The organism is Pseudomonas sp. ATCC PTA-122608, assembly GCF_001952855.1.
In the GTDB taxonomy this organism is placed as follows: domain Bacteria; phylum Pseudomonadota; class Gammaproteobacteria; order Pseudomonadales; family Pseudomonadaceae; genus Aquipseudomonas.
In genome coordinates this window covers 507,358-520,893 of sequence record NZ_LPNO01000001.1, presented here as the reverse complement: position 1 = coordinate 520,893, position 13,536 = coordinate 507,358, and the positions used below count along the sequence as shown (strand labels likewise).

Here is a 13,536-nt window from a genome sequence, read left to right as displayed (position 1 = left end):
CCCGAGAAAACGGCTAAAACGTTATTCTGTCTGGGATTTCCCCTACAAAGACTGTGAACTGCCGAATGCCTATGCTGACCCACTACATCCAGCGCATCCTCGAGCTGATGAAGCGCTACCCAGGGGTGATTGCGCTCGGCGGCTTCATCTCGGGTGTGGGCAGCTTCATCCTGGTGGATCGCCAGCAAGGCATGGCCAGCTGGATCGCGGTCATCATGCTGGTGAGTTGGTTATGGCTGATGCTCGAAAACAGCCTCACCCAACTGTTCAGCAAAGTCTTCAAACGGGAAATTCCCGAACCGCTGCTGCGCTACGCCACGCAGATGATCCACCAGGAAAGCCTGTTTTTTGTCCTGCCGTTCTTTTTTGTCACCACCACCTGGAACAGCGGCCAGTCGATTTTTACCGGCCTGCTGGGCGCGGCGGCGCTGGTCTCGATCATCGACCCGCTGTACTACAAGTGGCTGGCGCCCAAGCGCTCGCTGTTTCTGGCACTGCATACCCTGACCCTGTTCGCAGCCCTGCTGACCGCGCTGCCGATCATCCTGCACCTGACCACCGCCGAGAGTTACAAACTGGCCCTCGGTGTGGCTATGGCGCTATCCATCCCGAGCCTGGCCGTCAGCCTGCCGCTGCGCAGCATCAAAGGCTGGGCGATGCTGCTGGGGGTTACCGCGGCAATTGGTTGCGCCGGCTGGTTCCTGCGCAGTTGGGTGCCGCCCGCCACGCTGTGGATGACCGAAGTGGCCATCAGCACTCAATTGCAGGACCGCACGCCCGGCGATGACCTGAAAGAAGTCAGCGCCGCCCAACTGCGCAGCAGCGGGTTGTATGCCTACACCGCGATCAACGCGCCGCGCGGGCTGGATGAGCGGATCTACCATGTGTGGAAATTCAACGGCAAAGAAGTCGACCGTATCGCCCTGGATATCCATGGCGGGCGCAAGGAAGGTTATCGGGCCTGGACCCACAAGCAGAACTTCCCACCCGACTCGGTGGGACGCTGGCAGGTGCGGGTGCTGACCGAAGATGGTCAGGTGATCGGCGTGCTGCGCTTCAAGGTGACTGACCCCGGTCAGGGCGCTACAACGCCGGACGCGCCAAAGTAGGCAGGATCGTGCTATTACGTAGGAATTCTGGAATAGCCAAACAAGCTCGGAGCTTATGACCAGTAGCACAACGGCCGGTGCAGCCCATCTGGACACGTCCACCCAACCTCCACAACTGAGGATTACGGGGGATTGGACGCTTGCCCACTATGCCAACCTGAAGAAACTGTCGGAAAAGCTCGACGGCCAGTACGACGCTGGCGCGCGCATTGACCTTAACGGCCTCGGCGCCCTGGACACGGCCGGCGCCTCGCTGCTGGTGGAATTGCTCGGGCCCGAGCGCATCGAACAATCCGCCGAACAGACCGACTGCAGCCTCTCGACCGCCGACCGTGCACTGCTGAAAACCGTCTATCGCTCCCTGAACGACTTCTGTGTACCGGCCAAGGAAGCGGAAGAAGCCGCTGGCATCATGTTGCTGGCGCGCATCGGCAGCGCGGTGTACACCGTCTGGCAAGACGGCCTGAAGTTGCTGGGCTTTATCGGCCTGATCCTCGAAACCTTCGCCCGTGGCGTGTTCCGGCCCAAGCGTTGGCGCGTGACGCCAATGGTCGCGCATATCGAACAGACCGGCCTCGACGCCGCGCCCATTGTGGCCTTGCTGACCTTTTTGGTGGGCGCGGTGGTCGCGTTTCTCGGCGCCACGGTGCTGGCCAGTTTTGGCGCGAGCATTTTTACCGTGGACTTGGTGGCATTCTCGTTCCTGCGGGAATTCGGCGTGTTGCTCACCGCAATCCTGATGGCCGGCCGCACCGCGAGTGCCTTCACCGCGCAAATCGGCTCGATGAAGGCCAACGAAGAAATCGACGCTATTCGCACCCTGGGCCTCGACCCGATGGAGTTGCTGGTGCTGCCCCGCGTGCTGGCATTGCTGGTGGCGCTGCCGATGCTGACGTTCCTGGCGATGATCTCGGGGATTATCGGGGGTGGTGTGGTGTGCGCAGTGGCCCTGGATATTTCACCGGCGATGTTCCTCTCGCTGCTGCAATCGGACATCGGCGTACAGCACTTTATCGTCGGCATGATCAAGGCGCCGATCTTCGCCTTCTTGATTGCTGCCATCGGCTGCCTGGAAGGCTTCAAGGTCAGCGGCAGCGCCGAGTCCGTCGGCGCCCACACCACCTCCAGCGTGGTGCAATCGATTTTCGTGGTGATCGTGCTGGATGCGGTCGCCGCGCTGTTCTTCATGGAGATGGGCTGGTGAGTCGTTTACGCCGTGCGCCCACCGAGGCGGTGATCGAAGTCCGTGGGCTGTGCAACCGCTTTGGCCCGCAAAGCGTGCACGAGAACCTCGACCTGGATTTGTACAAGGGCGAAATCCTCGCCGTAGTCGGTGGCTCCGGCAGCGGCAAGTCGGTGCTGCTGCGCAGCATCATTGGCCTGCGCCAGCCCAGCGAAGGGCAAGTGCGGGTGTTCGGGCAGAACTTGCCGAGCCTCTCGGAGCACGAGCGCTCAATGGTGGAACGGCGCTTCGGTGTTCTGTTCCAGAAGGGCGCGCTGTTTTCCTCGCTGACGGTTACCGAAAACGTCGCCTTGCCGCTGATCGAACATGCCGGCCTCAGCCGTCCCGATGCCGAACACCTGGCGGCGGTGAAACTGGCGTTGGCCGGGTTGCCGCTGTCGGCCGCCGACAAATATCCATCGTCACTCTCCGGCGGCATGATCAAGCGTGCGGCCCTGGCCCGTGCCCTGGCGCTGGACCCGGACATTCTGTTTCTCGACGAACCCACCGCCGGCCTTGACCCGATCGGCGCCGCCGCCTTCGACCAATTGATCCTGACCCTGCGCGATGCGTTGGGCCTGAGCGTGTTTCTGGTCACCCACGACCTCGACACGCTGTACACCATCACCGACCGCGTGGCGGTGCTGGCGCAGAAAAAGGTACTGGTGGCAGATGCCATCGATGTCGTCTCGGAAACCGACGACGCCTGGATTCACGAATACTTCCATGGCCCACGGGGCCGCGCGGCATTGGATGCCGCTCAACTGCTCAACGAGGTATGACATGGAAACCCGAGCCCATCATGTGATGATCGGTCTGTTCAGCGTGATCGTCGTGGTCGGCGCCATGCTGTTTGGCCTGTGGCTGGCCAAATCCAGCGTCGACAGCGCGTTTCAGGATTACGAAGTGATCTTCAACGAGGCGGTCAGTGGCCTTTCCCAGGGCAGTGCGGTGCAGTACAGCGGGATCAAGGTCGGCGATGTCACCAGCCTGCGCCTCGACCCGAAAGACCCGCGCCGGGTGTTGGCGCGCATCCGCCTGGCCGGGCAAACGCCGATCAAGGAAGACACCCAGGCCAAGCTGGCGCTGACCGGCATCACCGGTACCTCGATCATCCAGCTCAGCGGCGGCACACCCCAAAGCCCGGAGCTCAAGGGCAAGGACGGCGAACTGCCGCAAATCATCGCCTCGCCGTCGCCTATCGCCCGACTGCTGAACAACAGCAATGACCTGATGACCAGCATCAACCTGCTGCTGCACAACGCCAACCACATGTTCTCCCGGGAGAACGTCGACCGCCTCAGCAACACCCTGGATAACCTGCAACAGACCACCGGCGCGATTGCCGATCAACGCGGCGATATCAAGGTGGTGATGCAGCAATTGATGCAGGTGAGCAAACAGGCCAGCGCCACCCTGGAGCAAACCACCGCATTGATGCGCAACGCCAATGGTTTGCTCAATGATCAGGGCAAGCAGGTGTTCGGCAGCGCAGAAAAGGCCATGCAGTCCCTTCAACAAAGCACGGCCACCATCGACACCTTGCTGGCTAACAACAAGGACTCCCTCAACAGCGGCATGCAGGGTCTAAACGAACTGGCGCCAGCGGTGCGCGAGCTGCGGGAAACCCTGGGCTCGTTGCGCGCCATTTCCCGCCGCCTGGAAGCCAACCCCAGCGGTTACCTGCTGGGCAGCGACAAGAACAAGGAGTTCACGCCATGAAGCGTGCTTACCAAGTGATCGTCCCCGTCGCCCTGGCATTGGTCAGTGCGTGTTCGATCTTGCCCAAGGCGGACCCTTCGGACGTATACCGGTTGCCTTCGGCGCAGACCACCACACAAGCCAGCCCCGTGACCTGGTCACTGCGCGTGGCCAAGCCGCAGACCAGCGAATTCCTCGACAGCCCGCGGATTGCGGTGGTGCCCAATGGCGACCTGATCAGCAGCTATGCGAATTCCCGCTGGAGCGATCCGTCACCGGTGCTGTTGCGTAACCGGTTGCTGGACGGGTTCCAGCGGGATGGGCGGGTGACATTGCTGAGTACCGATGAGACCAATCTGCAGGCGGACTTTGAGCTGGGCGGGCAGTTACAGGCGTTTCAGAGTGAGTATCGCGGCAGTGCGGTTGAGGTGGTGATACGGCTGGATGCGCGGCTGGTTCGCGGCAGTGATCAGCGGATTATTGCCAGCAAGCGGTTTGAGGTGAGGCAGCCGGTGGGGGATACCAAGGTGCCGGCGGTGGTGGCCGGGTTTGGTCAGGCTGGAGATGTACTGAATAAACAGGTGGTGGATTGGGTGGTGGGCCAAGGTCGCCCACCAATGTAGGAGCGAGCTTGCTCGCGAAAATCGTCAACGATAACGCGGGGAACCTGATACCCCGCGTCGCTCTCCGGCTTTTCGCGAGCAAGCTCGCTCCTACACGGACAGCGATTTAGCCGAAGAACCAGTAGCACACTGCAATCGCTGCAACCACACCGGCAAACTCCGCCAACAACGCACACCCCACCGCATGCCGCGCCCGCTGGATTCCCACCGAGCCAAAGTACACCGCCAACACATAAAACGTGGTCTCGGTACTGCCCTGAATCGTCGCTGCTACCAGCGCAGGGAAGCTGTCCACGCCCTGGGTCTGCATCGTCTCAATCAGCATCGCCCGCGCCGCACTGCCGGAGAACGGCTTGACCATCGCCGTCGGCAACGCATCAACAAAGCGTGTATCCATGCCGGTCCAGGCCACCAGATGGCGAATCCCTTCCAGGCCGAAATCCAGCGCACCGGACGCCCGCAACACGCCCACCGCGCAGAGCATCGCCACCAGGTACGGCAGCAGGTTCTTGGCCACGTCGAAGCCTTCTTTGGCCCCTTCGACAAACGCCTCGTAGACCTTGACCTTGCGCAGCGCGCCAATCACCAGGAACAACATGATCAGCCCGAACAGCGTCAGGTTGCCGAGGATCGACGACAGCCCCGCCAGCGCAGTGGCTGAGAGCGTCGCCAGCAAGGCCATGAAGCCACCCAGTACCAGCGCACCCGGAATCAGATACGCAAGCACCACCGGGTCCCACAGCCGCAGGCGTTGCATCACCGCCACCGACAGCAGGCCCACCAGCGTCGAGGCGCTGGTGGCCAGCAGGATCGGCAGGAATACCAGCGTCGGGTCCGGTGCACCTTGCTGGGCGCGGTACATGAAGATGGTGACCGGCAGCAGGGTCAGGGAGGATGCGTTAAGCACCAGGAACAGGATTTGCGCGTTACTGGCGGTGTTGGGGATGGGGKTGAGCTCTTGCAGCGCCTTCATGGCCTTGAGGCCGATGGGCGTGGCCGCATTGTCGAGGCCCAGGCCGTTGGCGGCAAAGTTGAGGGTGATCAAGCCGATGGCCGGGTGGCCGGCGGGCACCTCCGGCATCAGGCGACGGAACAGTGGCCCCAGGGCCTTGGCCAGCCAATCGACGATCCCGGCCTTCTCGGCGATGCGCAGGAAGCCCAGCCACAAGGTCAGCGTGCCGAACAGCAACACCATGACCTCGACCGACAGTTTGGCCATGGCGAATATGCTTTCCACCATCGCCGCAAAGATGCCGGCGTTACCGCCAATCAGCCATTGCGCCAGCGCGGACACCATCGCCACGATAAAAAAGCCAAGCCACAGGCCATTGAGCATCAGTTGAATCCCCCGAAAGATGGGGCGAATGATAGCGGGGCTGGCAGAAACGACAAACCCCGGAATTTTCCGGGGTTTGTGTAGGAGCCAACTCTGGCAATCAGCCGCGAGTGGTCTCGCCGGCCGGCATCACTTGCTTGGTACGCCAGTGCGGCAGGGAGTTCCAGTAACGCTCGCCCTTGGCGTCGTCGTACATGCCTTCCCAGCGGGAGATGACCAGTACGGCCAGGGCGTTGCCGATCACGTTCAGTGCAGTACGCGCCATGTCCATGATGCGGTCGACACCGGCGATGAACGCCAGGCCTTCCAGCGGAATACCTACGCTGCCCAGGGTCGCCAGCAGCACCACGAACGACACACCCGGCACGCCGGCGATGCCTTTGGAGGTAACCATCAGGGTCAGCACCAGCATCAGTTGCTGGCCAATCGACAGGTCGATGCCATACAACTGCGCGATAAAGATCGCCGCAATGCTCTGGTACAGGGTCGAGCCGTCGAGGTTGAACGAGTAGCCGGTCGGCACCACAAAGCTGCAGATCGCCTTCGGCGCGCCGTAGGCTTCCATCTTCTCGATCACACGCGGCAGCACGGTTTCGGAACTGGCGGTGGAGTAGGCCAGCACCAGCTCATCCTTGAAGATGCGCATCAGCTTGATCACCGAGAAGCCGAACAGACGGGCGATCAGGCCGAGCACCACAAAGGCGAAGAACAGGATGGCGACGTAAACCAGGATCACCAACTTGGCCAGCGGCAGCAGCGAGGCGAAACCGAAGTTGGCGACGGTCACCGCGATCAGGGCAAATACACCAATCGGGGCGTATTTCATGATCATGTGGGTGACTTTGAACATGCTCTCGGACACGCCCTGGAACATGGTGACCAGAGGCTCGCGCAGTTCAGGCTTGAGGCTCGACAAGCCGAGGCCGAACAACACCGAGAAGAAGATGATCGGCAGCATGTCGCCACGGGCGACGGCGGCGAAGATATTCGACGGGATCAGGTTGAGGATCGTCTCGATGAACGCGTGCTCGTGCTGGACCTCAGCGGCAGTGGCCGTGTATTTGGAGATGTCGACGGTGCCGAGGGTACTCATGTCGATGCCGGTACCCGGATGGAACAGGTTGGCCAGCAGCAGGCCGACCACAATGGCAATGGTGGTGACTACTTCGAAGTAAAGGATGGTTTTCACGCCGATCCGACCGAGCTTTTTCGCATCCCCAACACCAGCGATTCCGACAATCAGCGACGAAATCACGATCGGGATAACGATCATCTTGATCAGGCGGATAAAGATATCGCCAGCGGGCTGCAACACGTTGCTGATCCACCAGGCCTTTTCAGCACTGAAATGGTTAAGCACCGCACCGATTGCAATCCCCAGCACCAGACCGATGAGGATCTGCCAGGCGAGGCTTAGCTTTGCCTTCTTCATGTCATTACCCTTACTTCAAGTGGACTCAGGCAGATGCGCCAGCAGCTGGAACGCTCGGAAGCGAAAAAGTGTGTGCATCTGCCCCCGTAGAAGGTCACCGCAGTTGGCCGATATGGCTCACTGGCAGGCGAAAAAAGGCGCAACTATTCCGATGCAAGGAGGCGACGTCTAATGCCGTAAACGCCTACCCTATGCCGAATCGGCATGAGTTTTTTTGAGTTTTTCTGTCTGAACGGTCAGTTCGAATGTGACATTTCGGCAGGCATAAATGCCGCGAACCGGCCATTTCAGGCTCGCGCAGGGTTTTTTGAAAATCTACGGCTGCGGCTGAAAACTGCTGTAAATTCCTACGCATACCATCGAAAAACTTGTCTGGCAGGAGACAAACTTTCTCGATAGATGGTCACGCGGAAACACCAAGAAATGGTTGAGGCGACGCAAAAAGGGAAATTGCCGCTATGGGCGGTATGACAGAAGCGGGCATAAGAGCCGCAAGCCCGTCGCAAGTTCCACAAACCATCGGCTTGGGAACTTGCGTCGCAGCTTTTCACCTGACCCGGCCCTTGCGCAGGCACTCCATGTACCCGTAGGTCACGCCGATCCGAACGATCAGAGCAACCCGACCCCTTGGTCATGCAGCGCCCTCGTCGGGCGTTGCAAACAGAAAGAAGCATGGTGCTTCTTTCTATGGACGATAAGCCGGCAGACGACAGCGTCGTCAGACCGAACCTAGTACCAATTCGGATCTTTCTTGAGCTGTTCCATCAACAGCTTCTGCATGCCTTCGTCGGGCTTGCCAAGAAAGCGGTAGTCGGCGTGCCGCGTTGGCGATTTATCCGCAGGCAGGCCTGCAGGAACTTCCACCAACATGGCGTACGCATCTTCTTTGTCGAAGCTGAAAGCGACAATCAGGCGCTTGTTAAGGCACGTGTCTGCGGTTTCGCAGAGCGGCCCTACCAAGTACTTGTCACCGTCCTCTTCAACGGCATTCATTTGTTCCGCGCTGCCCGACAGGTTCATCACCCATTCCGGCAAGCGCTCTTCCTTCTTGACCACGCTCTGCCAGGTTTCGCGGTACTGCGGGTCCGCGCTCAGCAGTTCGTTGGCCCGGGACTGGCCGTCATTGGCAGCCAGCGCCAGGCCGCTGCCGCCCAACAACAGGGCGGCAGCCAGGGCTTTAAGGGACGAATTGAACATGCTTAGCCTCGGCCACGACGGCCAAAGAAGAAGGAAGCGATGAACATCACCAGGAAGACCACAAACAGAATCTTGGCGATACCCGTGGCGGTGCCCGCGATACCACCGAAGCCCAGGACTGCAGCCACAATGGCGATGATCAGAAATGTGATTGCCCAACTCAACATGGTGATTCTCCTTACGCTTCTTTTAGGGGTAACAGCGGTGATGCTTGCGGTCGCTTGATTCAAGGACCGTGTCTTGCCTAGAACACCCAGCGTTCCTGATAAGGCAGGTCGCCGAGGGTGGAGTCTTGTTCAACCGCCGTCAGTTGCGGGGTTGTCACGCCGGCGGTGGTGCTGCCGACGGAACGGAAATGGGTCTGGGTCATCATCGGACGTTCAAAATGCGCGACTTGCTGTTGACTCTGCTGCCAATGCGCCAATTGCTGACCGCCGATCAAAGTCACCAACAGGGCCAGGCTGGCAAACAGCCCCTGTTGCAGACGCAGTGGCGATACACGCAGTTGAGTGAGGCTTTGGCAAGTCATGCTGTGTGTCTCCCGCATTCTGATCTGATTATTCGTTGGTGACGCTCGTATGAGGTGTATTGCAGCCTGCGTGCCAGTTTTTTAACAAAATAAAACTCAATAAAATCAACAAGTTAAAAACAAAAGCGCTTTGACACCACGAGCATCCTGCACGATGCGCCTATCCTTACCGTGCGAAATGCACGATGGTCACTGGTCGGATCAGGGGATAGGAAAGCAACGTTCGACTGCCGAAGTGGCTACAGGGAGATAAAAACGCCATGAATCGGCGTTTCTGTAAGAAGAAGCGCAGATAGCTGCGCGATGACGGCTTTAATCAATCAGAATAAACCATGCAACTTGCCCGATTATTCCGGGACTAAACAACATCATTCATTCTTAGTGGGAGCGCGGGACAGATGGAATCAGCCAAGGAACTTCAAGGCCGCATTCTTTTAGTGGATGACGAATCCGCGATCCTTCGCACCTTCCGTTACTGCCTGGAAGATGAAGGCTACACCGTAGCCACCGCCAACAGCGCCGCCCAAGCGGACGCCTTGCTGCAACGCCAGGTGTTTGACCTGTGCTTCCTGGACCTGCGCCTGGGCGAAGACAACGGCCTCGACGTATTGGCGCAAATGCGCGTCCAGGCACCGTGGATGCGCGTGGTGATCGTCACCGCCCATTCCGCCGTCGACACCGCCGTGGATGCGATCCAGGCCGGCGCGGCCGACTACCTGGTCAAGCCTTGCAGCCCCGACCAATTGCGCCTGGCCACGGCCAAGCAGTTGGAGGTGCGCCAACTGTCGGCGCGCCTGGAAGCCCTCGAAGGCGAAGTGCGCAAACCCAAGGACGGTCTCGACTCCCACAGTCCGGCAATGATGGTGGTGCTGGAAACGGCACGTCAGGTGGCGGGTACAGATGCCAACATCCTGATCCTCGGCGAGTCCGGCACCGGTAAAGGTGAGCTGGCCCGTGCGATACACGGTTGGAGCAAGCGGGCGAAAAAATCCTGCGTCACCATCAACTGCCCGTCGCTGACGGCGGAGCTGATGGAAAGCGAGCTGTTCGGCCATAGTCGTGGTGCGTTTACGGGTGCCAGCGAAAGCACCCTGGGCCGGGTCAACCAGGCAGATGGTGGCACGCTGTTTCTCGACGAGATCGGCGACTTTCCGCTTACCTTGCAACCCAAGTTGCTGCGCTTTATCCAGGACAAGGAATACGAGCGCGTCGGCGATCCGGTGACTCGTCGCGCCGACGTGCGGATTCTCGCCGCTACCAACCTGAACCTGGAAGATATGGTCCGCGACGGTCGTTTCCGCGAAGACCTGCTGTATCGCCTGAATGTCATCACCTTGCACCTGCCGCCCCTGCGCGAACGCAGCGAAGACATCCTGACCCTGGCCGACCGCTTCCTGGCGCGCTTCGTGAAAGAATATGCGCGGCCCGCTCGCGGATTCAGCGACGAAGCCCGCGAAGCGCTGCTGAACTATCGCTGGCCGGGGAACATTCGCGAGCTGCGCAACGTGGTAGAGCGAGCCAGCATCATCTGCCCTCAGGAAAAGGTTGAGATCAGCCACCTCGGCATGGCCGAACAGCCGACCAACAACGCCCCGCGTATTGGTGCGGCGTTGAGCCTGGATGAACTGGAAAAGGCCCATATCGGCGCCGTACTGGCCACCAGTGACACCCTGGACCAGGCGGCACGAACCCTCGGCATTGATGCGTCAACGCTGTACCGCAAACGCAAACAATACAACCTGTGAGCTGTAGCCTATGAAGCTTGCGATGAAGCTGCGCACTCGGCTGTTCCTGAGCATTTCCGCGCTGATCACCGTTGCCCTGCTGGGATTGCTGCTGGGCCTGGTGAGTGTCATGCAAATGGCCAAGACCCAGGAATCGCTGATTCGCAGCAACTTCATCACCCTGGACCTGGGCCTCAAGCTGCGGCAGACCCTCGGCGACCAGCTGATGATCATGCTCAACGAGCAGCCAAATACCGCTGCGCTGGAAGATTCCAAGCAACGTTATTTCGCGCTGCTGCAGCAAGGCATCGAACACGAAGAAAAGGATGCGGCAAGCAGCGGTTTCACCCAGGCCAAGACTGATTACCTGAGCTTTCTCGAGGCATTCGATAAAAAGGAGAACGCTCCGGCGCAGTTGCGCAACAACGACGAGTTGACCAAGCGTTTCAACATTTTGCGCAACGGCCTCATCGCCGAGCACAAGAAAGCCCTGGATAACATCAACGACACCGAACACAAGTCCCGTGAGCGCGCGCTGTTGATCGCCGGCTTGCTGGGTTTGGTCGGGCTGGCGGTGCTGATCATTGGCTTCGTCACCGCCCACGGGATCGCCCGGCGCTTTGGCGGGCCGATCGAAGCGCTGGCCAAGGCCGCCGACAAGATCGGCCAGGGCAACTTCGAAGTCACGCTGCCCATTTCGTCAGCCGCCGAGATGAACTTGCTGACCCGGCGTTTCGGCATCATGGCCGAAGCGTTGCGCCAACATCAGGCAACCAATGTCGATGAGCTGCTCGCCGGGCAGCAACGCCTGCAGGCGGTGCTCGACAGCATCGACGACGGCCTGCTGATGATCGACCGCCAAGGTCGCCTGGAGCACCTTAACCCGGTAGCGCAGCGCCAACTGGGTTGGGACGAGAACCGCCTGGGCCAAGGCCTTGGCGAAGCATTGGGCCGCCCGGAACTGGATGAGCAACTGCATCTGGTGCTGCGCGGCGGCAACCTCGAACGCGCACCTGAAGACCTGGAAGTGGAGGTTGAGGGTGAGCTGCGCCTGCTGACGTATAGCCTGACGCCGGTGAGCCATACCCAGGGGCACATTCTGGGCGCAGTGATGGTGCTGCATGACGTTACCGAACAACGCGCCTTTGAACGGGTACGCAGTGAGTTCGTGTTGCGCGCGTCCCATGAATTACGCACGCCAGTCACGGGCATGCACATGGCTTTCGGCTTGTTCCGGGAACGGGCGAAGTTTCCTGCGGAATCCCGCGAAGCGGACCTGCTGGATACGGTCAATGAGGAAATGCAGCGCCTGATGCAGTTGATCAACGACTTGCTCAACTTCTCGCGCTATCAGAATGGCTTACAGAAACTTACCCTCGGCCCGTGCGATATCAGCGACCTGCTGGAACATGCCCGCGCGCGTTTCGCAGAGCAGGCGAACGCGCAGAACATCGAGCTGCTGGTTGAGGAGCAATCCCCGCTGCCGAGGTTGCATGCTGATCGAGCGCAGCTGGAGCGGGTGCTCGACAACCTTTTAGGCAATGCCCTGCGGCACACGGCCGACGGTGGACAGATCCGCTTGCAGGCGCGTCGTCATGGCGAACGGGTAATTGTCAGCGTCGAAGACAACGGTGAAGGCATTGCCTACGGCCAGCAGGGACGAATCTTCGAACCATTTGTGCAGGTAGGCCGCAAGAAAGGCGGCGCCGGGCTGGGCCTGGCGCTGTGCAAGGAGATCGTGCAATTGCACGGTGGCCGGATGGGGGTTTATTCACGGCCAGGGCAGGGGACGCAGTTCTATATGGCGCTGCCCCTGTAGGATCACGCGCCAACCGTTATTGGTGATTCAACGCCTGCAGGATCGCGGCACTCTCGGCATCCGGCGTCCCGTCAAACAGAGACGCCCGGAAATGCATCTGGAACGCGGCCACCACATGCCGCGTTGCCACATCCAGCTCGCCCGTCTGCGGCGTCGGATAGCCCAGCTTCGCCAACTCTTCCTGGAACCAGGTAATGCTCGGCAGCTCGGCTGCGTACTGCACCTGGTAACGGGCAACCGCCTTGGCGTCCGGCCATATGCCCAGCCCTTCATCCGCCAGGCGCTTCCACGGGAACAATGGCCCCGGGTCCAGCTTGCGCAGCGGGGCGATGTCGCTATGACCGATGATGTTTCGCGGGTCGATGCCGTTGCGCTTGCTGATGTCCTTGAGCAGCACCACCAGCGACTGCACCTGCGCTTCGGAGTACGGGTACCAGACGCGGCCCGTCGGCAGGTCTCGATAGCCCGGGTTCACAATCTCGATCCCGATGGAGCTGGAGTTGAGCCAGGTGCGGCCCATCCACTCGCTTTCCCCGGCATGCCAGGCGCGTTGGCTTTCATCCACAAGTTTATAGATGGTGGCCGAGGCGTCATCACCGATCAGGTAATGACTGCTGACCTGGCCATGGGTCAGCAGCGCCAGGGAGCGCTCAAGGGACGCCGAGGTGTAGTGCACGATGACGAACTGAACACGATTGTCGTGGTTCAACGACGGATGGCTGGTGTCCAGGCGAGGGCCGCTCGCGCAGCCGGCGAGCAGGAGAAGCAGAAAAGCGGAGCACAGAAATTTCATGGCAGCAGACAATACGCTTAAGACGATAATGCAACAGTGTAACGTACCGTT

General features: G+C 60.2%; 13 protein-coding genes. 7 read left to right on the top strand and 6 right to left on the bottom strand.

Annotated elements, in window-relative coordinates:
* The first annotated feature begins 65 nt into the window (after positions 1–65).
* Genes AU074_RS02495 through AU074_RS02475 form a run of 5 tightly spaced genes read left to right on the top strand, consistent with a single transcriptional unit; the run spans position 66 to position 4,655 of the window.
* A complete protein-coding gene (locus AU074_RS02495; RefSeq protein WP_076013336.1) occupies positions 66–1,109 on the top strand; it encodes a DUF5924 family protein in 1,044 nt (347 codons plus the stop codon).
* 55 nt (positions 1,110–1,164) lie between these two features.
* Positions 1,165–2,313, top strand: a complete 1,149-nt coding sequence (locus AU074_RS02490) for an ABC transporter permease (RefSeq protein ID WP_076013335.1) — start codon at positions 1,165–1,167, stop codon at positions 2,311–2,313.
* Positions 2,310–3,113, top strand: a complete 804-nt coding sequence (locus AU074_RS02485) for an ABC transporter ATP-binding protein (RefSeq protein ID WP_010168669.1) — start codon at positions 2,310–2,312, stop codon at positions 3,111–3,113. The genes AU074_RS02490 and AU074_RS02485 overlap by 4 nt, the downstream gene beginning before the upstream one ends.
* 1 nt (position 3,114) lies before the next feature.
* On the top strand, positions 3,115–4,053 hold the full coding sequence (locus AU074_RS02480) for an MlaD family protein (protein ID WP_076013334.1): 939 nt from the start codon (positions 3,115–3,117) through the stop codon (positions 4,051–4,053).
* Positions 4,050–4,655: an ABC-type transport auxiliary lipoprotein family protein gene (locus AU074_RS02475; protein WP_076013333.1), complete on the top strand. Its 606-nt coding sequence runs from the start codon at positions 4,050–4,052 to the stop codon at positions 4,653–4,655. Before AU074_RS02480 ends, AU074_RS02475 begins: the two co-directional genes overlap by 4 nt.
* A 106-nt stretch (positions 4,656–4,761) precedes the next feature.
* Here the strand turns inward: AU074_RS02475 and AU074_RS02470 are convergent, their stop codons facing one another.
* From AU074_RS02470 to AU074_RS02450, 5 genes are all read right to left on the bottom strand, one after another.
* The gene (locus tag AU074_RS02470) at positions 4,762–5,991 is read right to left on the bottom strand and encodes a nucleoside recognition domain-containing protein (RefSeq protein WP_076013332.1); all 1,230 of its coding nucleotides are present in this window, start codon (positions 5,989–5,991) and stop codon (positions 4,762–4,764) included.
* Between the two features lie 100 nt (positions 5,992–6,091).
* Positions 6,092–7,423, bottom strand: a complete 1,332-nt coding sequence (gene gltP, locus AU074_RS02465; RefSeq protein WP_063033694.1) for a glutamate/aspartate:proton symporter GltP — start codon at positions 7,421–7,423, stop codon at positions 6,092–6,094.
* 729 nt (positions 7,424–8,152) lie between these two features.
* Positions 8,153–8,620 (bottom strand): inhibitor of vertebrate lysozyme family protein, encoded by a 468-nt coding sequence (locus AU074_RS02460; protein ID WP_076013331.1) that lies wholly within the window; start codon positions 8,618–8,620, stop codon positions 8,153–8,155.
* 2 nt (positions 8,621–8,622) lie between these two features.
* Complete coding sequence (locus tag AU074_RS02455; protein ID WP_003170804.1) at positions 8,623–8,787, bottom strand: DUF1328 domain-containing protein; 165 nt, start codon at positions 8,785–8,787, stop codon at positions 8,623–8,625.
* 77 nt (positions 8,788–8,864) lie between these two features.
* Positions 8,865–9,149: a hypothetical protein gene (locus tag AU074_RS02450; protein WP_076013330.1), complete on the bottom strand. Its 285-nt coding sequence runs from the start codon at positions 9,147–9,149 to the stop codon at positions 8,865–8,867.
* A gap of 398 nt (positions 9,150–9,547) precedes the next feature.
* On the opposite strand from AU074_RS02450, the gene algB reads away from it, so the two are divergent.
* Both algB and AU074_RS02440 read left to right on the top strand, forming a co-directional pair.
* Positions 9,548–10,894 carry a sigma-54-dependent response regulator transcription factor AlgB gene (gene algB / locus AU074_RS02445; RefSeq protein WP_076013329.1) on the top strand — a complete coding sequence of 449 codons (1,347 nt, stop codon included), beginning with the start codon at positions 9,548–9,550 and terminating at the stop codon, positions 10,892–10,894.
* A 10-nt stretch (positions 10,895–10,904) separates the two neighbouring features.
* Positions 10,905–12,692 (top strand): KinB sensor domain-containing domain, encoded by a 1,788-nt coding sequence (locus AU074_RS02440; protein WP_076013328.1) that lies wholly within the window; start codon positions 10,905–10,907, stop codon positions 12,690–12,692.
* 16 nt (positions 12,693–12,708) lie between these two features.
* Here the strand turns inward: AU074_RS02440 and AU074_RS02435 are convergent, their stop codons facing one another.
* Positions 12,709–13,485 (bottom strand): N-acetylmuramoyl-L-alanine amidase, encoded by a 777-nt coding sequence (locus AU074_RS02435; RefSeq protein WP_076013327.1) that lies wholly within the window; start codon positions 13,483–13,485, stop codon positions 12,709–12,711.
* Between the last annotated feature and the right edge of the window lie 51 nt (positions 13,486–13,536).

Coding starts and splice junctions, on each gene's coding strand:
- AU074_RS02440 (WP_076013328.1), top strand. CDS start 10,905: ATGAAGCTTGCGATGAAGCTGCGCACTCGGCTGTTCCTGAGCATTTCC.
- AU074_RS02475 (WP_076013333.1), top strand. CDS start 4,050: ATGAAGCGTGCTTACCAAGTGATCGTCCCCGTCGCCCTGGCATTGGTC.
- AU074_RS02490 (WP_076013335.1), top strand. CDS start 1,165: ATGACCAGTAGCACAACGGCCGGTGCAGCCCATCTGGACACGTCCACC.
- AU074_RS02455 (WP_003170804.1), bottom strand. CDS start 8,787: ATGTTGAGTTGGGCAATCACATTTCTGATCATCGCCATTGTGGCTGCA.
- AU074_RS02480 (WP_076013334.1), top strand. CDS start 3,115: ATGGAAACCCGAGCCCATCATGTGATGATCGGTCTGTTCAGCGTGATC.
- AU074_RS02460 (WP_076013331.1), bottom strand. CDS start 8,620: ATGTTCAATTCGTCCCTTAAAGCCCTGGCTGCCGCCCTGTTGTTGGGC.
- gltP (WP_063033694.1), bottom strand. CDS start 7,423: ATGAAGAAGGCAAAGCTAAGCCTCGCCTGGCAGATCCTCATCGGTCTG.
- AU074_RS02450 (WP_076013330.1), bottom strand. CDS start 9,149: ATGACTTGCCAAAGCCTCACTCAACTGCGTGTATCGCCACTGCGTCTG.
- AU074_RS02435 (WP_076013327.1), bottom strand. CDS start 13,485: ATGAAATTTCTGTGCTCCGCTTTTCTGCTTCTCCTGCTCGCCGGCTGC.
- algB (WP_076013329.1), top strand. CDS start 9,548: ATGGAATCAGCCAAGGAACTTCAAGGCCGCATTCTTTTAGTGGATGAC.
- AU074_RS02495 (WP_076013336.1), top strand. CDS start 66: ATGCCTATGCTGACCCACTACATCCAGCGCATCCTCGAGCTGATGAAG.